The 23,209-nt window shown below is 38.5% G+C and carries 20 protein-coding genes; 6 read left to right on the top strand and 14 right to left on the bottom strand.

Annotated features, from left to right (window positions below):
• Positions 1–49: 49 nt before the first annotated feature.
• The 8 genes from ribB to ACKWBX_RS15165 form a co-directional block, all read right to left on the bottom strand.
• On the bottom strand, positions 50–1,192 hold the full coding sequence (gene ribB / locus ACKWBX_RS15200; RefSeq protein ID WP_413969575.1) for a 3,4-dihydroxy-2-butanone-4-phosphate synthase: 1,143 nt from the start codon (positions 1,190–1,192) through the stop codon (positions 50–52).
• Entirely contained in the window at positions 1,182–2,636 is a 1,455-nt protein-coding gene (locus ACKWBX_RS15195; protein WP_413969574.1) for an LptF/LptG family permease, read from the bottom strand. Before ACKWBX_RS15195 ends, ribB begins: the two co-directional genes overlap by 11 nt.
• A gap of 74 nt (positions 2,637–2,710) precedes the next feature.
• Complete coding sequence (locus tag ACKWBX_RS15190; protein ID WP_413969573.1) at positions 2,711–3,355, bottom strand: outer membrane lipoprotein periplasmic chaperone LolA1; 645 nt, start codon at positions 3,353–3,355, stop codon at positions 2,711–2,713.
• A 6-nt stretch (positions 3,356–3,361) separates the two neighbouring features.
• Positions 3,362–5,734: an FtsK/SpoIIIE family DNA translocase gene (locus ACKWBX_RS15185; protein ID WP_413969572.1), complete on the bottom strand. Its 2,373-nt coding sequence runs from the start codon at positions 5,732–5,734 to the stop codon at positions 3,362–3,364.
• Between the two features lie 62 nt (positions 5,735–5,796).
• A complete protein-coding gene (locus ACKWBX_RS15180) occupies positions 5,797–6,162 on the bottom strand; it encodes a diacylglycerol kinase (RefSeq protein WP_413969571.1) in 366 nt (121 codons plus the stop codon).
• Between the two features lie 11 nt (positions 6,163–6,173).
• The gene (gene tpx, locus ACKWBX_RS15175; protein WP_413969570.1) at positions 6,174–6,680 is read right to left on the bottom strand and encodes a thiol peroxidase; all 507 of its coding nucleotides are present in this window, start codon (positions 6,678–6,680) and stop codon (positions 6,174–6,176) included.
• A gap of 114 nt (positions 6,681–6,794) precedes the next feature.
• Positions 6,795–8,282 (bottom strand): Na+/H+ antiporter NhaC, encoded by a 1,488-nt coding sequence (gene nhaC, locus ACKWBX_RS15170; RefSeq protein WP_413969569.1) that lies wholly within the window; start codon positions 8,280–8,282, stop codon positions 6,795–6,797.
• A gap of 71 nt (positions 8,283–8,353) precedes the next feature.
• Positions 8,354–9,574 carry an aminotransferase class I/II-fold pyridoxal phosphate-dependent enzyme gene (locus ACKWBX_RS15165; RefSeq protein ID WP_413969568.1) on the bottom strand — a complete coding sequence of 407 codons (1,221 nt, stop codon included), beginning with the start codon at positions 9,572–9,574 and terminating at the stop codon, positions 8,354–8,356.
• A 152-nt stretch (positions 9,575–9,726) separates the two neighbouring features.
• On the opposite strand from ACKWBX_RS15165, the gene ACKWBX_RS15160 reads away from it, so the two are divergent.
• Both ACKWBX_RS15160 and lpdA read left to right on the top strand, forming a co-directional pair.
• A complete protein-coding gene (locus ACKWBX_RS15160) occupies positions 9,727–10,194 on the top strand; it encodes an Lrp/AsnC family transcriptional regulator (protein WP_413969567.1) in 468 nt (155 codons plus the stop codon).
• Between the two features lie 76 nt (positions 10,195–10,270).
• Entirely contained in the window at positions 10,271–11,677 is a 1,407-nt protein-coding gene (lpdA, locus tag ACKWBX_RS15155; protein WP_413969566.1) for a dihydrolipoyl dehydrogenase, read from the top strand.
• A 77-nt stretch (positions 11,678–11,754) separates the two neighbouring features.
• Here the strand turns inward: lpdA and ACKWBX_RS15150 are convergent, their stop codons facing one another.
• The 3 genes from ACKWBX_RS15150 to ACKWBX_RS15140 all read right to left on the bottom strand — a co-directional run bounded on the left by ACKWBX_RS15150 (position 11,755) and on the right by ACKWBX_RS15140 (position 14,729).
• Positions 11,755–13,170 (bottom strand): DUF3179 domain-containing protein, encoded by a 1,416-nt coding sequence (locus ACKWBX_RS15150; protein ID WP_413969565.1) that lies wholly within the window; start codon positions 13,168–13,170, stop codon positions 11,755–11,757.
• A gap of 89 nt (positions 13,171–13,259) precedes the next feature.
• Positions 13,260–13,490 carry a CDGSH iron-sulfur domain-containing protein gene (locus tag ACKWBX_RS15145; protein WP_413969564.1) on the bottom strand — a complete coding sequence of 77 codons (231 nt, stop codon included), beginning with the start codon at positions 13,488–13,490 and terminating at the stop codon, positions 13,260–13,262.
• Positions 13,491–13,544: 54 nt separating this feature from the next.
• Entirely contained in the window at positions 13,545–14,729 is a 1,185-nt protein-coding gene (locus ACKWBX_RS15140; protein WP_413969563.1) for a heparan-alpha-glucosaminide N-acetyltransferase domain-containing protein, read from the bottom strand.
• A gap of 135 nt (positions 14,730–14,864) precedes the next feature.
• Here ACKWBX_RS15140 and ACKWBX_RS15135 point away from each other — a divergent pair, with 135 nt between their 5' ends.
• Together ACKWBX_RS15135 and ACKWBX_RS15130 are read left to right on the top strand one after the other, a co-directional pair.
• The gene (locus tag ACKWBX_RS15135) at positions 14,865–15,404 is read left to right on the top strand and encodes an NADPH-dependent FMN reductase (RefSeq protein ID WP_413969562.1); all 540 of its coding nucleotides are present in this window, start codon (positions 14,865–14,867) and stop codon (positions 15,402–15,404) included.
• Complete coding sequence (locus tag ACKWBX_RS15130) at positions 15,405–16,706, top strand: anthranilate synthase component I family protein (protein ID WP_413969560.1); 1,302 nt, start codon at positions 15,405–15,407, stop codon at positions 16,704–16,706.
• Between the two features lie 3 nt (positions 16,707–16,709).
• Here ACKWBX_RS15130 and ACKWBX_RS15125 read toward each other — a convergent pair whose 3' ends face one another.
• The 3 genes from ACKWBX_RS15125 to ACKWBX_RS15115 form a co-directional block, all read right to left on the bottom strand.
• Positions 16,710–17,111 (bottom strand): response regulator, encoded by a 402-nt coding sequence (locus ACKWBX_RS15125; protein ID WP_413969559.1) that lies wholly within the window; start codon positions 17,109–17,111, stop codon positions 16,710–16,712.
• A gap of 58 nt (positions 17,112–17,169) precedes the next feature.
• Positions 17,170–19,215, bottom strand: a complete 2,046-nt coding sequence (locus ACKWBX_RS15120; RefSeq protein ID WP_413969558.1) for a PAS domain-containing protein — start codon at positions 19,213–19,215, stop codon at positions 17,170–17,172.
• Between the two features lie 105 nt (positions 19,216–19,320).
• Positions 19,321–19,722: a response regulator gene (locus tag ACKWBX_RS15115; RefSeq protein WP_413969557.1), complete on the bottom strand. Its 402-nt coding sequence runs from the start codon at positions 19,720–19,722 to the stop codon at positions 19,321–19,323.
• Positions 19,723–19,957: 235 nt separating this feature from the next.
• Between ACKWBX_RS15115 and tilS the strand changes: the two genes are divergently transcribed.
• Positions 19,958–21,196: a tRNA lysidine(34) synthetase TilS gene (tilS, locus tag ACKWBX_RS15110; RefSeq protein WP_413969556.1), complete on the top strand. Its 1,239-nt coding sequence runs from the start codon at positions 19,958–19,960 to the stop codon at positions 21,194–21,196.
• Complete coding sequence (locus ACKWBX_RS15105) at positions 21,193–23,163, top strand: protein-disulfide reductase DsbD family protein (RefSeq protein WP_413969555.1); 1,971 nt, start codon at positions 21,193–21,195, stop codon at positions 23,161–23,163. Before tilS ends, ACKWBX_RS15105 begins: the two co-directional genes overlap by 4 nt.
• Positions 23,164–23,209: the final 46 nt, after the last annotated feature.

The raw sequence follows: 23,209 nt of genomic DNA, 5'->3' as shown, positions 1-23,209 counted from the left end.
CGGACATTTTATTTTTTTAAGTATGTAATTATCTACAGACCTCTGTAATTCAGTACGAAACGTAATCTACAATCTCCAACCCGTAACCTACTATTCCCACTCGCTTGGCTTGGGCACTATTGGTCAATAATCGCATTTTACTGATACCGATGTCGTGAAGAATTTGGGCACCGATGCCAAAATCCCTAGAATCCATTTCAATTTTGGGTGCTTTGGCGATACCATCCTTTTGTAATTCCTTCAATTCCGCTAATCTTGAAAGCAGGTTTAAGGATTCCGAATCTTGGTTGATAAAAACAATGGCACCTTTACCTTTCGTATTAACGGCGGTAAACATGTCTTCTAGTTTTTTATCTGGGCTATTGGTCAATGTACCCAGAATATCATTATTGATCAATGTGGAATTGATCCGTGTAAGCACTTCCTCGTCTTTCTTCCAAGAACCTTTGGTCAAAGCGATGTGTATATGGTTGTTGGTGGTCTGTTTGTAAGCCCTAAGTCTGTATTCTCCGAAACGGGTTTTAATATCAAAATCGATTTCTTTTTCGATCAGACTATCATGTTCCATTCGGTAAGCGACCAAATCCTCTATAGAAACAATTTTTAAATCGAACTTTTTAGCAACTTCAAGAAGTTGTGGCAAGCGGGCCATGCTACCATCATCGTTCATAATTTCTACAATGATTCCTGCGGGTTTTAAACCTGCTAGTCGAGCAAAATCTATGGCAGCTTCGGTATGCCCCGTACGTCTTAAAACACCACCTTCTTTCGCGACCAATGGAAAAATGTGTCCAGGTCTCGCCAAATCATGGGGTTTGGTGCCGTTTTCGGTAAGCGCACAAACAGTTTTAGCCCTATCCGACGCGGAAATTCCCGTGGTGACTCCATTTCCCCTTAGATCCACGGATACCGTGAACGCGGTTTCCATAGGATCCGTGTTGTTGGAGACCATCATATGTAACCCTAAATCCTTGCAACGCCCTTCTGTTAATGGGACGCAAATCAATCCTTTACCATGTGTGGCCATAAAGTTTACCGTTTCAGGGGTGGCCAATTCTGCGGCAGCCAGAAAGTCTCCTTCGTTTTCACGATTTTCATCATCCACAACGATGATTACTTTGCCTTTTCTGATATCGGCAATAGCTTCTTCTATGGTATTCAGTTCAATTTTTACAGACGTACTACTCCTCATCTCCATCGGTTTTGGATTTCTTTTTGAATAGGTTCTTAAAGAAATCGGTCACAACTCCAAAATTCATCATTCCTTTGTCCTCGGTAGCTCTTTTGGTCAAAAAGATACCTAAAGGTAGCATAACCAAGGTAGATACCCATGCGCCAAGTATAGGGTGAATGTTTCCTTCTTTGGCATAATTTTGGGCAAAAACTCCAAGGAAATAATACACCAAAAATAAGATAATGGCAATCACCATAGGTAATCCAAGCCCCCCTTTTCGTATAATGGCCCCTAAAGGCGCCCCAACAAAGAATAAAATAATACAGGAAAAGGCCAAGGCATATTTGTTATGTAGCGAAAGAATATGCATGTTGTAATTTTTGTAGCGTTTTTGCATCTCCTCTTTTTTCCCCCTTACGGAACCTAATATTCCTGTCACCGCATTTTTGGCCGAACCTACAATTTGGTTTTTTTGCCATTCCGGATAAATATATAGAATATCGTTCTTAAGAGAATCCTGTTTTTCCTTGTTGTTCTTTATTTCTGCTATTTTGACAGTTAGCAGGGAATCTTTTTTTATGGTGGCCTCGCTCTTTTTGGTTACGGTATCTTTGACTTGTAAAGGCACGAAAACGCCCATTCTGCTTCCTATATTTTTTGAAAACGCACGTACAATCCTAAAATTGTCGTTTTTAATGGAATCGATATCTTTGGTAAGGCGTGATATGTTTTTCATTTTTGAGGTGCTCACGCTACGCTCTTCTTCCAAGTCGACCGTATTCAACTCGGATAAGTCTATATTCATCGTGTAAGTATCAAAATTGGCCTTGGCAAAAGGGTATTTTAGCTTACTGTCATTACTTTTGGTAACAACATCCTCGTAGTAATGCCCATCGGTTAGTACCAATTGTAAAATATCCGATGCCTCACTGCTGATCAATTCACCTGTTTTAGCTTTAATGACAGTGGTATTTATTTTTGATTTTGTTTTTTGATGGATGATTACATTTTTAAGGAACCGATCATTATCACCATATTTTTCATCGACCTTAATGTTCATATCGGCTGCTTCAAAATCACTAAAAACGCCTTCCGTTACCGCCGCTGCTGGTTTTACCTTTGCGATATTTTTTCTAAGGTTATATATTTTTCGCTGTGAAAGCGGAATTACATTGTTCGCAAAAAAGAAGGTAACACCGCCCAAAATAGTTACAAATACAATGAGATATAACATGGAGCGTTGTAAGGAAATACCAGATGCCTTCATTGCCGCGAACTCATAACTTTCCGCAAAGGAACCAAATGTGAGGATGGAGGAGAGCAAAACGGTAAGCGGGAGTACTTTTTCAGTTAGATCTGGCATTAGGTAAAAAAGAAATTTACCTATAATGATAATATCCAGCCCTTTACCTGCCAAATCATCAATAAAAAGCCAAATCGTTTGAAATATGAAGATGAACATCAATATTACAAACGAACTGAAAAAATTAAAAACAAACCTAGATAATATATATCGGTCTAGAATTCTCAAATATCCTAATTTCTAATGATGTAATACCCTTCGTCCTCGTACTTGGCTTCATCAAAAGTAAATAAGGTTTTCGACAAAGGTTGATCCGTTTTAAAAGAATTAACAGTAATGGTCGTAACGGTACCATTTTTGCCTGTTTCGATAAGGCGATAAATGTGTTTTGTACCAACATCTATTCCCAATAATCTGGATTTTATCTCTGTATCGGAATCGATAGGGGTCAATTTTACATACTGAATTTTTCTACCCTCCACGTTTTGAAGGATGTCCCATGCATAATTATGTCCATCTTGATAAAATGTGAGCATTTTTGATGGCGTCATTGCATCGCCATCATCTGACGGATTTTCAATAGTAACTTCTTCGTTTTCGGGGACTATGGTGTAAACCTTGCTGCCATCGAACAGTTGTTGGGAGCCCAAATAATTAAAAAGATACTTATCCCCGGCCAAGGTAACATCTCCTCTTGTTTCTTGATTGATTCCGGCTTCTGTATTTTTCAGGTCGAATTTAAAATCGACAAAAATGTTGTCGTAACCTTTAACCTTGTTATAAACTTCATCCAATAAGGCCTTTGCTTTTTGGGCATCTTGCGCCGTAGCCATGTGCATGGATACTATTCCAATGAACAATAGTGTAATTTTTTTCATTCTTAATTAATTCTTTTCGTTATCAAAAAATTGTTCCAAAGCAATCATATCAGGGATAAGCACCTGTCTTGCCTTACTTCCTTCAAAAGGGCCCACAATTCCTGCTGCCTCCAATTGGTCAACGATACGCCCTGCACGATTATAGCCTAATTTCAGTTTCCGCTGAATCAATGAGGCCGAACCTTGTTGTGCGATGACGATGACTTCTGCCGCTTCGCGGAACAGTTTATCCCTATCGGCAATATCAATATCAAGACTTGTGCCAGATTCTTCCCCAACATATTCGGGAAGCTCGTGCGCTTCAGGATATGCACGTTGACTGCCTATGTATTCCGTTATTTTGGCCACTTCAGGAGTGTCTACGAAAGCACATTGAATACGGGTGACATCATTCCCCTGGGTAAACAACATATCACCGCGACCGATCAATTGATCGGCTCCCTGAGCGTCTAGAATGGTCCTGGAATCTATTTTTGAGGTTACCCTAAAAGCAATGCGCGCCGGGAAATTTGCCTTTATAAGCCCCGTAATTACATTTACTGAAGGCCTTTGTGTGGCAATAATCAAGTGGATTCCGATAGCTCTTGCCAACTGTGCCAATCTCGCCACGGGGGTTTCTACCTCTTTACCGGCGGTCATGATCAAATCTGCAAACTCGTCTATCACCAGAACAATGTAAGGCAAGAATTTGTGCCCATCATTCGGGTTTAACTTACGGGCCTTAAACTTGGCATTGTATTCTTTTAAATTTCGAACCATTGCTGTTTTCAACAATTCGTACCGGTTATCCATTTCAATACAAAGCGAGTTCAATGTATTGATTACCTTGGTGTTATCCGTAATAATTGCTTCCTCGGAATCCGGAAGTTTTGCCAAGAAATGCCTTTCGATTTTATTGTAAAGCGTGAGTTCTACCTTTTTTGGATCGACCAATATAAACTTTACTTCCGCGGGATGTTTTTTGTATAGGAGCGATGTCAATACGGCATTTAACCCGACGGATTTACCTTGCCCTGTGGCTCCTGCCATTAACAAGTGGGGCATTTTGGCCAAATCCACCACAAAGGTTTCGTTGCTGATCGTTTTCCCGAAAGCGATGGGCAGTTCCATTTCCGCTTTTTGAAATTTGCTGGAAGCGATAGCGGAACGCATGGAAACAATAGTCGCATTCTTGTTCGGTACTTCAATACCGATAGTGCCTTTTCCGGGAATAGGCGCAATAATCCGTATGCCCAATGCGGCTAATGAAAGTGCAATATCGTCCTCTAGATTTTTGATTTTTGAGATGCGCACTCCAGCCTCGGGAACAATTTCGTATAAGGTAACGGTAGGTCCTATGGTCGCCTTTATTTGCGCAATACCAATTTTATAGTTTTTTAGGGTGTCTACAATTCTGTTCTTGTTCTCCTCTAGTTCCTCTTGGTTGATGGTGATGCCTCCGGTAGCTCCGTGCTGGTCAAGCAAATCCAAGGTTGGAAATTTATAGTTGCCCAATTCCAAAGTAGGGTCAAATTCCCCGAAATCGTCCACCAATTTTTCGGCAAGAACATCCGTTTCTTCTTTTTCTTCGACCACTTTTTCAACCTCCATAGCCAATTGTTCGTCCGATTCCTCGGCTGGAGGATGAGTAATCTCAAAATTGTCTTTTTCAGGTTCTTTTCCTAAAGCAGGTATATCTTTTTTATGGGTGTAGGTATCTACTACTATCGGCGTTTCATCTTCTGTTTCCAACATAACGGTATCCGTAGTGGAAGAAGTGGATTTTTTCGATTTGAATTCCGATGCGAGCGCTATTTTCTTCGATTTGAAAAATTCAGCTACACCGTCAGGTGTAATATTGAACAATCGTACCAAAATAAAGATCAAACCGAAAACCAAAAGCAAAAGAACACCTATTTTACCGGTATAATCCTGTAAAAAATCATTCATTTCATAGCCTACCAAACCCCCTAACAGTGGGCTATCTATGGCAAAAAAGCCAAACGCCACGGAAATCCAGATAAGAAACAACAATCCCCAAATCCATCTTTTGATCAATCCTTTTTTATCCAAGCCCAAGAACATATAAATGCCCGTTAAGCATATTAAAAAAGGAATGATCAATGAGGCTATTCCAAATCCTTTATATACAAAGAAATGGCTTACGCTGGCCCCAAATTTGTTCAGGAGGTTTTTGGCTTCCGCATTTCTGTCCTTAAATTCAGAAAGAAGGCTTTGGTCGTCTTGCCAAGTAAAATAAAAGGAAACAAATGAGAAAAATAGGGCAATGCTGAAAAGTGCCAAAAGACTACCCAAAATAATTTTATTTTGCTTGGACAGTTTAAACGGAGACCTTTTTTTAACTGGTTTTGGCTTTTTTTTGGTTGCCTTTCTTGCCATGAAATCTTTTATTCTGAGGGCTAAATTACAAATTTACGCCCTAAGCGAACGGGATAGTGGATTTAAAAAATCTTAGGAAAATAGATGATGCATCCAATAACCGTTGCTGCTATGGAAACGAGCATCACCGCCCCGGCCGAAACATCCTTTATGAATCCAATCTTGGAATCAAATTCCGGTTGTACAAAATCGGATAGTTTTTCCACCGCTGTATTCATGCCTTCCACACCCAAAACCAGTGCGATTGCCAAAATCTGCAATACCCATTCGGTATTTGAAATTTCGAAATAAAAACCTGCAGCGGTCATTATCAACGTTATGAAAACCTGAATTTTTATACTGGCTTCGGTCCTGATGAGCAGTAGCGCACCACGAAGTGCAAAACCAATACTTTTAAGCCGATTGGCCAAGAAAGATTCTTTGGACATTTAATAAGTGCTTATGAGGTCATTAAAGACTCCAAAGCAGCCTTGTAATTTGGTTCGTCAACAATTTCGGGCACTTGCTCATTATAGAGCACTTTTCCGTTTTCATCGATAACCACCACTGCTCTTGAGTGTAAAGGAGCCAATGGACCGTCCGTGAATTCCAAGTTGTATGCCTTGCCAAAGTTCCCGTCCCTAAAATCCGATAACATTTCCACATTCTCAATTCCTTCCGCACCACAGAAACGTGCCTGTGCAAACGGTAGGTCTTTAGAGATACAGAGTACCATGGTATTATCCAATTCTGCCGCTTCTTGGTTGAACTGTCTCACCGATTGGGCACAGGTACCGGTATCCACACTTGGAAATATGTTTAGCACTACTCTAGAACCCTCGTAGTCTGAAAGTTTTACACTAGATAGATCATTTTTTGTCAATTGAAAATCAGGGGCCTTACTTCCTACAGCAGGTAAAGTTCCCAATGTGTTTATCGTATTTCCTTTTAAGGTAACAGATGCCATATTTTTTGTTTTGAATTATAGCGTGAAATTAAAAAATAACAATAGGATAATGGAAGCATTACATCAAAATTATTGGTTAAAATTTGATGCAACACATTTTTGCCCAAACCTGGTTTAGTTGCCAGATGGCGATACCAATTTTTTTATTTTGATATTCAAAGCGGCAAAGATTAGGGTCATGATAGGACTTAACCAATTAAAGATAGCATAAACGAAATATTCTGCTACACTAACACCAAGAACACCACTGTGATACGCGCCGCAAGTGTTCCAAGGGATTAAAACCGATGTTACCGTTCCGGAATCCTCTAGGGTTCTACTTAAGTTTTCGGGGGCCAAACCTTTGTCTTCGTATGCTTTACTGAACATCTTTCCAGGAACTACTATTGCCAAGTACTGGTCGGATGCGGTAACATTCAATGCTAGACAGCTTCCTACCGTACTTGCGAAAAGACTAAACGTGGACTTGGCCATTGACAAGAGACCTTTGGTAATTCGTGATAAAGCCCCGATACCATCCATGATTCCGCCAAAAACCATGGCACAAACAATGAGCCATATGGTGCCCAACATTCCGGACATACCCTTTGCGGAAAATAAGTCGGCCAGCAATTCATTTTCCGTAGGAATGGTCGTATTTACGGTTATCGCTTTTAAAATACCTTTGTAAGCTGTTTGAAAATTCAAATCTTTAGCACCCGTAATGCCGGCGACCACTTCGGGTTGAAAAATCAGTGCAAAAACTGCGCCCAATAAAGTCCCTACCAACAAAGCGGCCAAAGGCGGTGTTTTTTTCACGATGAGTGCCACTACTACAACAGGTACTATAAATAACCATCCGTTAATATTGAAAGAAGTATCTATAGAGGATAAAATAGCATCTACATCTGCCTCTCCACTTGTATCAATATTAAGGCCAATGATGATGAATACCAAAAGTGTTACCGTAACGGTTGGAACGGTAGTCCATAGCATGTACTTTATATGGTCGAACAATTCCCCTCCCGCCATGGCAGGCGCCAAATTGGTAGTATCGCTCAACGGAGAAAGTTTGTCCCCGAAATAGGCCCCTGACAATACGGCTCCCGCCGTCATTCCCAAAGATATTCCCAAAGCATTTCCAATACCTATTAAAGCGATACCTACTGTTGCGGCGGTTGTCCAACTACTGCCCGTAGCAATTGAAATGATAGCACATATAATAACGCATGCCGCTAAAAAAATCGTTGGATTTAAAATTTGCAGTCCATAATAGATCATGGCAGGTATAATACCACTTATGAGCCAAGTTCCTGCCAAGGCTCCGACCATTAATAGAATTAATAAGGCACCCGTAGTCGACTTCACATTTTCGGCTACCTCTTTTAGCATTTGTTTATAGGGAACCTTATTGAAAAATCCAACGATGGCCGCAACGGCACCACCTAAAAGCAACACAAATTGATTGGACCCGCTCAAAGCATCATCGCCAAACACGTAAACATTGTAAGCCAGCATTCCAACTAAAGCGATAACGGGTATTAACGCTTCCCAAATACTAAGCTCTCTATTTTCAACAATGTTTTCATTTTGTCTGTGTTGGTCCTGGTTTGTGCCCGCCATTAAAATCTAATTAATTATGCCGTAATATTACAACTTATGCAAAGGATGTGCAAACCACAATTTTGAAACCGCTAGACCTTTTCTACATTAGGATGTAACAATTTTAAATCCTGCATACAAGACTTCATTAATTCATAGGTTCTTTCAATATCGTCATCCAATCCTATGGAAAAACGAATCAACCCATCCCCTAAGCCCATTTCTTCTTGTTCCTCCAAAGGAATTTCAGAAGAGGTAGAGGTACCGGGAGCGCTGAACAGTGTTTTGTAAAAACCGAGGCTGACCGCTAGATATCCTAATTTCCGGTCTTGCATGCGTTCCATGAGATTGTTGGCATTTTTCAGTGAACCTACATCCATCGTTAATAAACCTCCAAAACCATATTGAGGGTTCATTTGATCTTCCATCACCAAATGTCCGGGATGGGAAGGAAGCCCGGGATATACAATTCGTAAATCATCCGCTTCAAACTTTTCAGCTAGAAATTGAGCGTTTTCACTGTGCTTTTTCATACGGATGTGCAACGTGCGCATGTTCTTTAAGATAGAGGCGGCACGCAAACTATCCAATGTGCTACCCAGAAGCATTCCCGCTCCGCTGTTCACATCCTTAAGGCTCAAACAAAAATCTGTAGTACCACAAACAACGCCAGCTACCGCATCACTCGTACCATTTATAAATTTGGTTAGGCTATGAACAACAATATCGGCACCTAATTTTGCCGGAGAAATAGATAATGGTGAAAAGGTATTGTCCACCACCAATGGAATATGATGTGCTTTGGCAATTTTTGAAAGCGCAGCAATATCCGCAACCTCCAACAAAGGGTTGCTTACACTTTCACAATATATCATTTTGGTCTCGGGCGTTATGGACTTTGCTACGGCATCCAGATCGGTAATATCCAAAAAGGAGGTTTTGATGTGTAGCTTTTTCAAAAAATTCTTCATAAAGGCATAAGTACCACCATAAACGGTTCGGCTGCTCACAATATGCTCATTTGCATTGCATAATTGAAGAATTACTGAGGTAATAGCGCCCATACCACTAGCATAAACATTGGCGGTTTCGGTACCTTCCAAAGCGGCCAAAGCTTCCCCAAGATAAAGATTGGAAGGGGAGGAGTGCCTGGAATATAAGTAACAGCCTTCCGTGTTTCCCTCAAAAGTATCGAACATTGTTTTTGCCGATAGAAAAGTATACGTGGAAGAATCGGAAATAGAGGGATTAACACCACCGTACTCCCCAAAATATTGTAAATCCTGTAAATCGTTTGCAGCTTTCTTACTCATATCACGAAAATTTATGTATAAAAATAGAATTATATAGGTTTTATATCAATATAAAATGATTAATATAGATTTTGATTCTGTTATTTGACTAATTTTAGATTATAAATCTAAAATTATGGTGTTATAATCAATTCTGATGAAAATAAATAACTATGAAACTGGACAATACGGATATTAAACTTTTAGCGCTATTGCAGGAGGATTGTAAAAAGACCACTAAGGCATACGCTCAAAAGCTAAAACTTTCAAATACAGCTGTTTATGAACGCATAAAACGTTTGGAAAGATTGGAAATCATTGGGAGTTATGTTGCCTTGGTCGATAAAAATAAAGTGGACCGGAATTTTACAGTGTTTTGCCACGTAAAATTGGTACAACATACCAAGGAAAACATTCAACGGTTTGAAAGGGAAGTGTTTAGATTGGAAGAAGTAGTGGAGTGCCATCACCTTAGTGGAGATTATGATTATTTGTTAAAAATACATGTGAGCGACATGGAAGCCTATCGGAATTTTATGGTCACCAAATTAACAGCAATACAACATATAGGAAGCACCCAGAGCTCCTTTACCATCAAAGAGGTAAAACATTCCACGGCTATTCCGTTACCGTATGAATAAGCTATTTTATCGTCTTGTTCTCCCCTAAAACATTTGTACTTTTGTACAACGAATTAACAGAAATTAATCCATTTATATGAATCAATATGATGTAGCCGTAATAGGCTCGGGACCTGGAGGATATGTAGCTGCCATACGATGCGCACAATTGGGAATGAAAACCGCAATAATTGAAAAATATTCCACGTTAGGCGGAACCTGCTTAAATGTGGGTTGTATTCCTTCTAAAGCACTATTGGATTCTTCGCATCATTATGAAGATGCCGTAAAACATTTTGAGGAACATGGTATTGAAATTCCCGGCGAAGTAAAAGTGAATTTGGACAAGATGATCGCCCGTAAGCAGGGCGTAGTGGACATGACCACCAAAGGGATTCAATTTTTGATGGACAAAAATAAAATTGAAGTTTTTGAAGGTTTAGGAAGTTTTAAGGATGCCACCCACATAGACATTAAGAAGAACGATGGGAAAACGGAGACTATAGAAGCTAAACATATCATTATTGCTACGGGTTCAAAACCGGCAACACTTCCTTTTATAAAAATCGATAAAGAACGAATCATCACTTCCACCGAAGCCTTGAAACTAAAAGAAATCCCAAAGCACATGGTGATTATCGGCGGTGGGGTCATTGGATTGGAATTAGGGCAAGTGTACAAGAGGCTAGGTGCCGAGGTAACCGTAGTGGAATATATGGACCGTATCATTCCCGGAATGGACGCCGCACTTTCAAAAGAATTGATGAAAGTGCTGAAAAAGCAAAAAATAAAATTCGCCCTTTCGCACAGAGTGAAGTCGGTTGAAAGAAAGGGTGATAAAGTCACTGTCAAAGCCGATGATAAAAAAGGGCAAGAAGTCGTTTTTGAAGGTGATTATTGTTTGGTTTCGGTAGGGAGAAGACCTTATACCGATGGTCTTAATCTTGAAGCGGCCGGAGTAAAATTAGATGGTAAGGGTAGAGTAGAAGTCGACAGCCACCTCAAAACGAATGTGGATAATATCTACGCCATTGGTGATGTTGTGAAAGGAGCTATGCTTGCCCACAAAGCTGAAGAAGAGGGAACGCTGGTGGCGGAACAATTGGCAGGACAAAAACCGCACATTGATTATAATTTAATCCCAGGAGTGGTTTACACATGGCCTGAGGTCGCTGCGGTAGGAAAAACCGAGGAAGAATTGAAAGAAGCCGGAATTGCTTATAAAGTGGGTCAGTTTCCCATGCGTGCCTTAGGTCGCTCTAGAGCGAGTATGGATATAGAGGGATTTGTAAAAATATTGGCAGACAAGGAGACCGATGAAGTTTTGGGCGTTCACATGATAGGAGCGCGTTGTGCGGATTTGATTACGGAAGCCGTTACCGCTATGGAATTCAGGGCATCTGCAGAGGATATTGCTAGGATGAGCCATGCGCACCCAACCTACGCGGAAGCCGTGAAAGAAGCTGCACTGGCGGCGACGGGAGATAGAGCTTTGCACGTTTAGAGGAAATATAGTAAAGAAACCAAAGACCCCGATGCTTTTTAGGCATCGGGGTCTTTGGTTAGAGTCGTTTTTTCTCACTACTTTATCAGTTTTGTATCTGGAAATGCTGCTTTATAACCAAACCAAAAAGCATTGTGAGTAGGAAAACGTTCTAATCTGTCTCCATTTTCGCTTGTCATTTTATTCTCGGATATCGTCCATTGTATTCCGTTTTCATCAACGGCTTTTGTTGCTCTATCATAACTCTTGAATTTTTTCCCCTTCGTGAAAAACATGCGGTGGGCTCCACTCTTATCGGTAAAAACCGTAAATGGAATATCACCCAACGCGGCACTATAAATAGGGTTCTTTCTTAGATACTTGCTGGATATGGCTATATTTTCATCAGTTTCTTCGGGAAGTCTAAGCGCTAGGATTTCATCCTTGTTTTTTAAGGAAGTATCTATTTTAGGGATGGTAAACATTAAATCATCCGTTGCAAAATAGGATTTGTAGGCAACACCTTCCCCATAGTCTCTTCTATGGCCAGTTTTTAAGGATAAAACACTTGTTTCTGGATGTAATTTTTTCCATTCGCCCCAAGTGGTCGTCACTACACTCAAATAATCCAAGGTTATCCCTTTACCGACCAAAGGCCCAATTACCGGCTCACCCTCTAAAGTACTCCATAAAGATTGCGTTTTTTTATCATACATAAGTTTATTGGAGCGATATAGAAAACCACTGGTTCCCAATTTATAGTTAACACCTTCATGCTCTGTTTTGTATAGAATAACGGTTCCGCATAACGTACAATAGACACCGGCAACAGGAACATCACCTACGGTATCTACGAACATTTCATGCCAAGCCAATATCCGTTTTGGGTAGGCTCTGGCATCCCCGTTAACTTCTATACCGAATACGATATTGTCATCGTCCAAATAATTTGCACTGTCCGCGGTAATCATTTCCGGGTTTCTCAGAGGAGGTATGCCATCCTGTAATACACCGCCCCAGCGTACCTCGTCCAAACGAATTACACTTTGCTCGGACCTGTTCGAAAAGTAATTATAAAATTTCGAGTCGATGTTTTGATGGATTCTTGCCTTGAACTCGAAATATTCATTTGGATATGTTGCTTTCTTGTTCCAAATGTATTGAAACCAAGAATCAAAACTTTTTATTCTTTTCTGCCCGGTCTTTTTACTAAAGAGTACTGATAGTTTATTATCGAGCTCAAGGTCTCTAGAAAAATAAATGGTTTCCAGAACAAAGATTTCCAGGCTTTCGTCCCAATTTTTATCAATCTTGTCAATTATAGCGTTTCGTACATTTTTATCATCGCTGGTCAATAGTTTAAAAAAATCATCAACAGTTACTTTTTTCTTGGATTGAAAAGTATGATTATTGACAGGAGATATACCCTCACTTGATTTTTCTAGATAGATGAAGCTAGTTATAAGACTAATTGAAAAACAGATTATCACGAACAATCTGGGAAACGAAAACATAAAGCAATTTTACCCTTAGGTCGTACGAGAATAAAGGGACTAACAGTTTAACTACAATTTAACGTAAGGTCGTTGCGAATTCTTATAGATCAATTCTTGTGACTCCCATCACAATAGGGCGGATTACCGGTTTTCTTACAGGTACATAGATAGGCCTGTTTATCTTCTTCTACGCTAAAACTTAAAGAGGGCGTTGCGTTGTGCGCTCGATGCGAACCATCGCAAAAAGGTTGATTTTCGCTATGGCTACAGGTACACCATGCGTACCGTTTGTCTTTTTCTAAGTCTACTGCTATTGGGGCATATTCTTTTTCGCTCATATTTCTTTTTTTTGTGAATTTATACCAAAAGAAAGAAACTGGCCAAAGGGGCGATTAATTTTTAGCCATTCCAAATAAGCGAAGTACTTTTACGATAACGGTCCTCAATGTTGCAAAAACAATAAGAAAAGCTTGCTGTATTGCAATATTGATATTTTTAAGAATGTAGTTTGTATTACGCTTTATCAAAACTTCATTATCCTCATATTTTAATGCTAGGTAGGAGCAACTTATCATAAAAACGCTGGCCCCGAGAATAACCGGCCAAGGACTTAGCGAATGATGAAAAAAACCATATAATCCCAATCCTGTAAAGCTTCCATATAGAATGATGAAATGGATTACATAAATGGATAAGGTGTTTTGCCCCAATCTCAAACCGGTCCTATTGGTCAAGAATTTTCGGAATAACATGAATATGGCAAAAACGACAAGTACATCCCCTAATCGAATAAAAAGATAATTGTTAAAGAAAATATCTGCGAACAATTGGATTCCTGTATATCCTGAGAGTGCTAAAAAGAAATCCGAAGAAAAGAAAATTATGATACTACCTATTATCAGAAACATAGGAATGGCCACCGGATATAAATACTTGTGGTTCTTGAAACCTGAAAATAAGACCGATATAAACCCGCCGAGCGTAGCATAACCAAACCAGGGCAAAATGGTGAAAACGGAACCATTGCTCTTTGTGAAATAATTTGCAAGGGCTTGCGGCAGTAAATGAAAATTGGCCTCTTTGTACAATGGTTCAAAAACAAATAGAATAAGTGTTACGAACAACAGCAAAAATGGGAAAACCCATTTTTTGAAATTGGCCGTCAATACATAGGCTCCGATAATTCCTATAATAGAAAGCCCAATGCAGTGTAACACATCTACCAAGTAAAAACCGTGATAGACCTCGCCCACGAATAGGCCAAGGATGTTCAATCTTAATAAATATCCGATTATCAATAGTTGAACCCCCCTTCTTAATCCTTTTTTAACCCTTGGATTGTCCCATCCTACTTGCGGAACTTTTATGAGTAGATACGTAAAAATAAATCCAGAGACCGTAAAGAAAACTGGGGCCGTGATACCTCTAAAATACTGCCATACCGAAAAAACAAAATTAGAATTGTCCCTAAATGCGTTGTCCAAAAGCCCATCTATAAAATGACCTTGAAGCATCATTAGAATGGCCCATGCGCGTATGGCATCAATAAAATACAATCGCGTTTTATTCGTACCCATAGTATATTCAAATAACTATTCCTATATACTTAATTAACAGTATGTTTGGATGTTATGCGCGGCAAAATTAGACAAAATACTGGCAACTGGATAGTATTTGGTTTATTTTCGTGAGCGATTTTTAATTTATACAATATGTCATACATTCTAGGTTTTGCCGGAAGCAATTCTTCTACTTCCATCAATTTTAAGTTGGTTCGCCATACGATTTCTTTAACAACTTCTTTTGAGACCAAGTTATTGAATATGACCAACTATCCTTTTCCAATGTACAGTGAGGATTATGAAAAGGAAAACGGTTTTTCCAACTCGCTTGTCGAGTTCAAGAATGATGTGCAAAATGCTTCTGGGATAATCCTTTCCGTAAATGAACATAACAGCAATCCTTCTGCCTATTTCAAAAATGTGATCGATTGGCTATCCAGATTGGACAAGAAATTTATTTCCGGCAAAAAAGTATTGTTGATGGCCACTTCTCCCGGTAAGCGTGGCGCTAAGAGTTCCTTGGAGATTTCCGAAAAACTGCTTTCCAGATTTGAAGCGGAAATTACGGATACCTTTTCACTACCAAGCTTTAATGATAATTTTAGCGTTGAAGCAGGAATAACCGATGAAAAGTTAGCACAAGAGCATGCTACGGTGCTGAAAAATTTCTTGGATGCAACCCAATCATAATTGAGAACAAGGAAAGTTTTTAAGGTAACCCATTTAAAATCGTTCAAAAATTCCCTTTTAAACTGGGGAAATGAACATGATGAAGCCGTTTGGCTGGATAGTAACCAACACCGAGGAAATTATTCTTCTTTTGATGCTGTCCTAGCGGTCGATGGTCTTACTGCTATAACTACGGATCACACAAATGCTTTCGATGATTTAAAAGAGTACCAATCCCAAACAAGGGATTGGATTTTTGGCTATCTATCTTATGATCTTAAAAATGATACAGAGGATTTAAAATCACAAAACAGGGATGGTTTAAAATTTCCCGATCTTTATTTTTTTCAACCTAAGAAAATTATAAAGCTCATTGGCAATCAGGCAGAGTTTCTTTATTTGAATATGGTTTCCGAGGAGATTCAGACAGACTACGATCATATTGTGAATAATGAGACTATTACCAATAGTCCTATGGCAACAGGGGACATCCATATAAAAATGCGAATTTTTAAAGATGAATATTTTAAGAAGGTTGCTAAAATGCTTGAACATATTTATCAGGGAAATATTTATGAAGCTAACTTTTGCCAAGAATTCTATGCAGCGGATGTCATTTTAGATGCATTAAATGTTTATAAAGAATTAAATAAAATATCCAAAAGTCCTTTCGCCACTTATGTGAAATTATTTGACAAATATATTATAAGTGCCAGCCCGGAAAGATATCTTAAGAAAATAGGATACAAGATTATTTCACAGCCCATTAAAGGAACTGCTCCACGTGCCTTGGATAAAGTTGAGGACGAGCATTTGAAAAATAATTTACAGAAAGACGAGAAGGAAAGGGCCGAAAATATTATGATAGTTGATTTGGTGCGCAACGATCTATCCAAAACGGCACAAAAGGGAAGTGTTGCGGTAGATGAATTGTGTAAGGCCTATTCCTTTGAGCAAGTACATCAAATGATATCTACGGTAACCAGCCACATGAAAGAAGGCACGCATCCGGTTGATGTGATCAAAGAATCGTTTCCTATGGGAAGTATGACTGGTGCTCCCAAAATTGCTGCCATGAACATCATCGAAGCATTGGAATCTTTTAAGCGAGGAGTTTACAGCGGAGCGGTAGGTTATTTTACGCCCGATTCCGATTTTGATTTTAATGTTGTCATACGAACCGTACTCTATAACGAAACGGAACGCTATCTATCCTATTCGGTTGGGAGTGCCATTACGGCAAAATCCATACCTATCAAAGAGTATGAGGAATGTTTGGTCAAGGCAAAAGCGATGCGTAGCGTCCTTGAAAAGAAGTATTGATCCTTAGATGGCCTTAGTGATGTATTCGGTCAACGGCTTTAGGCTATCAAAATTCAAAGGTTTGGTTACAAAGTCCTTTACAAACTTTGGATATTTCTCCGACTCCTCTTTGTCAAAATGAGAGATAGAGGAGGTCAATATGACAACATCTATGGTATTGGGGAAATTCTCCTCTGTGAGGATATCCAAAAAATCAAAGCCTGACATCTCTGGCATATTTAAATCTAGAAGCACTAAAGTTAGTTGCCCGTCATTCTTATGCAATCTTAAATCTTCCAGCGCTTTTTCAGGATTGGAGAATGTTTTGGTCCTCTCCTGTAAATCCAGATTCTTTAGAATTATATTGTGCAAGTGATTCATGATGTCATGATCGTCTACTAAATAAATGGAATTGTACTTTGTCATTATTTTACTTTTAAGCGATAGTTATGGTTTTTTTGCTTGTAATCTTATACATTTAAAATTAACTGGTGACCAGTAGTTCCGATAGTGTCTTATTTTTTAGATTGATAGTAAAAATACTGCCTTCATCAGGTTTGCTTTCAACATTTATGCTGCCGTTCATAACACTGACCTGTGTTTTTACCAGATAAAGGCCCATACCCTTGCCCTGCGTTTTTCCGCTGAGGCGCCCGTACATATCAAATATTTTTTTTCGTTTCTCATTATTTAAATTCATTCCCATACCATTGTCGGATACTCTTATTACAAATTCGCCAGCCTCATTTTTTCTAGTGGAAATCTTGATTATGGGAGTTCTTTTTTCAGAACGGTAACTAATGGCGTTGTTTATAAGATTATATAGAATGTTGGTATAATAACTCTTAATTCCTGGTAAAGTTGGTGCTTCGGATAAATCAGTAATAATTTTGGCCTTACTTTCACTAATCTGCTTGGCCATTAATAATTCTATATCGCTTAAAACACCTTTTAAGTCAACCTGTGTAAAGTCCAATTCGGAAATGTCCTGAAGATTCAATGCCGTATTGAGGTCTATAATGGTCTGGTCTAAAGCGTTTACCGTTGTTCGTATGTTTTCAATGACTTGCGAGTTTACTTCCGTATTTTTTTCATCAAAAATATAGGTCAATGCCTGTAAAGTGGCAATAGGTGACCTTACATTATGTGAAATAATGTAAACGAAATTTTGGAGTTCATTGTACTGTGCTATCAATTTTTGCTTTATTTCTTCCCTTTCCGTAACATTCTGTGTAGTTCCTATCATTCTGAACGGTGTACCATCTTCCTTAAAAAAAGCTATTCCTTTACCATGAACATAGCGTATCTCTTTCTCTTTTGAAATTACTCTGTAAATAATATCGTGTTCCTTTTTTCTTTCCAAACACATGGTAACATCGTCTTGAAATGCTTGGCGATCATCTGGATGGATGATGGACAAAAGATTCTCAAAGTCGGTCTTAAAAGTTTCCTCGTCCTGCCCAAATACTTTGTATAATTGATTTGACCAGATAATGCGCTCAGATTCAACATCAAAGTCCCAATTGCCAATATTTCCTATCTCTTGGGCTTCTTTTAAACTCTCTTCACTTTTTTTGAGGTTCTCAAAAATTCTTACTCTTTCGGTGATGTCGTTTTTATAAATACTGCATCCGGTGACTTCGCCCTTCTGATTGTATATAGGATTAAAATAGAGTTCGCTATGGATTACGTTTCCATCCACGTTCGTCAATGCGATATCACGCCTAAAACTTTGGCCGTTAAAAGCCTTATAATATTGTTTTTTTGATTGCATGGGAATTTCAGCTTCCAATGATTCACCTATCCCGATAGGTTTTGTGTGCGTGTCTCTTAAAAAATCGGTAAATGCCGAATTATGCGCCAACAGGACAAAATTTGTATCAACAGACCATATGGCGTTCGGCGTATTTTCCAAGATGGATTTTAAACGATCTTTTTGCATTTTCTTTTCTTCATTTAAAGTCTTCACGCCGCTAAATATGGGTTTAATGAAGAAAACGAAAAGAATGATCGAGAAGGTAAGCGTGGCAAATCCAAGTACTGTAGAAAAGTATTGTATTTTTTTGATTTTATTCGAAGCATCCAACTCTAGCCGGTGAACTATCTCATCCATACCCGCCAAGAATTTTCCTTCCCAAATTTTCAAGGCGTTAAGTTCATTGGAACTGGGTATTTGAGATTTTGATAAAGTGGCCAAATGATAGATGTTTTTTTGATATACATTAATGGTATTTAAAATACTATCCGCTTCCTTGTTTTCTAATTTGGAAATATTCAATGCAGTATCACCATTTAAGAATGCATTGTGCACAAGCATAAATTGCTTAGCATCTTCAGATAGTACATTGGGTTTGGATTCATTTAGTTGTGATACATATATATTCTTGGTTATTTTTTGGCTTAATGCTCTTTGCATACCCGCCATATTAATAATCTTGGCATCATTTTGTCTTTTGTCCAACAGAAATATAATAGCACAAGTACTAGCAACGGTAACCAGCCCCACTATGATAAAACCATAGAAAAGCATTTTTTTAAGCGTTTTGAAGTTGATATTTTTAAAAAAGTTGAAGTAATCCCTGTGCATATGATTAACTGATACAAAATTTAGATTTTTACGTTCTAATGATGGACATTATCCCGTTCTTAAAAGATTGCCTGTGATTTCTTTGAGGGTATCCGGTCGCATGGGTTTTGTCACAAAACCTTTGACAAATTCATGATATTTTTCTGATTTAGCCCGGTCTAGGGGCGATATAGATGAGGTTACAATAATTACTTGAAAAGTGGTAGGAAAGTTTTCCTTACGAAGTATTTCCAAAAGCTCAAAACCACTCATTTCCGGCATGTTCAAATCTAAAAACATCAACAAATCAATTTTTTCTTTTTTGAAGGTTCTTAATTGATTCAATGCCACCTCAGGATTTGTAAATGTTGTTATTTTGCTGTCCAAGCCTAATTTTTTGAAGAAGATTTTATGCATGACATTCGTCATATCATGGTCGTCAACTAAAAAGATTTGATCATAACCGCTCATTTGTTTTATAGTTGTTGGTTGGTCATTAGTGTAATAATAACTCTAATTTTTTGTAAATATTGCCTTACAATTATTTTTGAAACCCTAGTTTTGTTGACTATTTATAGATGGTATAATTTAAACGATTGTCATTTGGATAAGCCTTCATATCTATTCCTTATTTTTGATTGTGCTTAAAAAATTTCAAAAACATATAGAGTTTAATTTCCCTGAATTAAAGACAAATCATTTTTTGTTGGCTTGTAGTGGAGGATTGGACAGCACGGTGCTTTTCCATCTATCTTATGCACTTGGACTAGAGTTTTCATTGGCGCACTGTAATTTTAATTTAAGGGGAAAAGAAAGTGATGATGATGCCGTTTTTGTAAAGCAATTGGCGCAAGAAAAAGGACTTACACTTTATGATACCATTTTTGATACTTTGGGCTATGTAGAAAACAGCAAAACGTCTCTGCAAATGGCAGCGCGAGCGCTAAGGTATAATTGGTTTGAACGTATCATGAGGAAAAACAATATTCCATTTTTGGTCACGGCACATCATGCCGATGATAATTTGGAAACTTATCTTATCAATTTATCGCGCAGTACGGGAATTGATGGTTTATCTGGTATTCCCTCAAAAAATGGTGCTATCCGTAGGCCATTATTACCTTTTTCCAGGGAAACTATTTTGGAATATGCTACCGATAAAGAAATAAAATGGCGAGAGGACAAAAGCAATGAGGATATAAAATATCTTCGAAACAAAATTAGAAAAGAGATTGTACCACGGCTCAAAGAGTTACATCCAACTTTTCTTAACAACTTTCAGAATACGCAGCACAACTTAATCCAAACAAAAAGCATTTTAGAAGGGCATCTACAATCATTAAAAAAACAGCTATTTCAAAAAAAGGAGAGAATCATCAAAATAGCAATTGATGATTTAAAAAAATTAAGACCCTTTGAGGCTTATCTTTACGAGCTTTTTAGGGAATATGGATTCACTGAGCTTAAGAATTTAATGGATATAATTGAGGGGATGAGCGGCAAAAGCTTAAAATCCAGAACCCATGTGTTGTTGAAAGATAGGGACGTTCTTTTACTTTCTGAATTGATCAAGGAAGAATCTTCCCCAGTTTTAATTGAAGAGCAACAGTCTTTGGAATATCCCGTTCGATTGAATTTTTCAACGGTAAAAGCTATTGGCACCATTGCCGATACTATAATTTATGTAGATAAAAATACGTTAAGATACCCCCTTGTGATAAGAAAATGGGAAAATGGCGACTATTTTTATCCATTTGGACTTAACGGAAAAAAGAAGTTGTCCAAATTTTTTAAGGATGAAAAAATCGATGTATTGTCAAAACAAAAACAATGGTTGCTTTGCTCGGGTGAAAAAATCGTTTGGGTAATTGGAAAACGTTTTGATGATAGATTTAAGGTCGATGAAAAAACAAAAGAAATTTTAAGAATAGAATTTAGTCCATGAGATATATAGTTGCCACAATATTCTTTTTTATGACTGTTTTTAGCATATCCGCTCAGACAGATGAAGATCCCGTTATATGGAACCATGAGGTTAAGCAGCTTTCAGAAACGGAGTTTATCCTCATTGTAAGAGGTTCCATATTTCCCGGATGGCATGTTTATTCTCAATTCACCGCAGAAGGAGGTTCTCTGCCGAGCGAGTTCAATTTTAAAAATGCCGGTACGGACTATGAGCTTATTGGTGAAATCACAGAGAGTGAAACTGTAAAAGAATACAGTGATATTTTTGAAGTGGAAGAGACTTTTTTTAAAGAGAAAGCCATTTTCAAGCAACATATCAAATTACTGAATACCGATGTAAAACAGGTAAAGGCCAATCTTTTTTATCAGGTATGTAAAGAAGTGTGTATTCCTGCCGATATCGATTTTGTTTTCTCCCTGGATGGTTCAAAAATCAATACCGGGAATACTACCATAGATGCCAAAAGTATTGCTTTGGGCAATAAATTAAAATTGAATTTAAAGAACAGGGAACTTTTAAGCCAAGGACAAGAAAATATAAGTTCGGATTCAAGTCTTTGGGTAATTTTTGCTTTGGGATTTCTTGGCGGACTAATAGCCCTACTTACACCATGTGTTTTTCCAATGATTCCCTTAACCGTTTCATTTTTTACGAAACATTCGCAGAAAAAATCAAAAGGAATCATAAACGCGCTGCTATATGGATTTTTTATAATCCTGATTTACGCTTTGTTGAGTTTGCCATTTCATTTGTTCGATTCCGTAGATTCCCAAATATTGAACACCATTGCCACAAACGTTTGGCTCAATATATTGTTCTTTGCCGTTTTTATATTTTTTGCTTTTTCGTTTTTTGGGTATTATGAACTTACTTTACCTAGCTCTTGGGCCAATAAAATGGACGCCGCGTCTTCAAAAGTAGGCGGTGTTCTAGGAATATTTTTTATGGCCGTTACACTGGCCATTGTTTCCTTTTCCTGTACCGGGCCAATTCTAGGGGGCCTATTGGGAGGTACTACTTTGGCGGAAGGTGATGTAGCTACCAATCTTACGGCGGGTATGACCGGTTTTGGTGCGGCTTTGGCCTTTCCGTTTGCGTTGTTCGCATTGTTCCCGGCTTGGCTGAATTCCTTGCCAAAGTCCGGTGGGTGGATGACGACCGTAAAGGTGGTCCTAGGATTCTTGGAAATAGGCTTAGCTTTGAAGTTCCTTTCCAATGCAGATTTGGTGGGGCATTGGGGCATTCTTAAAAGGGAGATTTTTCTTATCATCTGGATTGTTTTGGGGCTACTGATGACGTTCTATCTTTTTGGAGCATTTCGTTTTCCACATGATGGTCCAAAGGGAAAGTTGTCCGTAGGACGTAAAATAACGGGAATAGTGAGCGGACTGTTTACCTTGTATCTTATTTTGGGAATAACCAACATTGTAAATTTAAAGCTGCTGAGCGGTTTTCCGCCACCTGCTTTTTATAGCATTTTTGAAACGGAGAGCGATTGTCCCTTAGGAATAGATTGTTACAAGGATTTTGATGAAGGTCTAGCCTATGCCAAAGATGTTAATAAACCTATTCTGTTAGATTTTACAGGATGGGCCTGCGTCAACTGCCGTAAAATGGAAGAGAATGTGTGGAGCGAAGCAGCAATTTATCCCATTCTTAAGAACGATTATATACTTATTTCCCTCTATGTAGATGACCGTAAAGCACTGCCCGAAGAGCAAGTATTCGATTTTCAATATGAATCAGGTAGAATAAAGCACATTGAAAATATTGCCCAAAAATGGGGTACATTTCAGGACATAAACTTTGGCGCCGTCTCTCAACCTTTCTACGTATTACTTTCCCCAGATTTGGAAGTATTGAATACTTCAATTCAAAATACAGATGCGGACACCTACAAACTCTGGTTATTGGAAGGGTTGCGTAATTTCAAGAACAAGGATTAATGCCCTAAGGGTGCTTGGCCTCGGCCTAATTTAAAAATTTCACCTA

The organism is Maribacter algae, assembly GCF_047345745.1.
Classification (GTDB): domain Bacteria; phylum Bacteroidota; class Bacteroidia; order Flavobacteriales; family Flavobacteriaceae; genus Maribacter.
The sequence above is the reverse complement of the archived record's forward strand: the minus strand, read 5'-3'. Positions and strand labels throughout refer to the sequence as shown.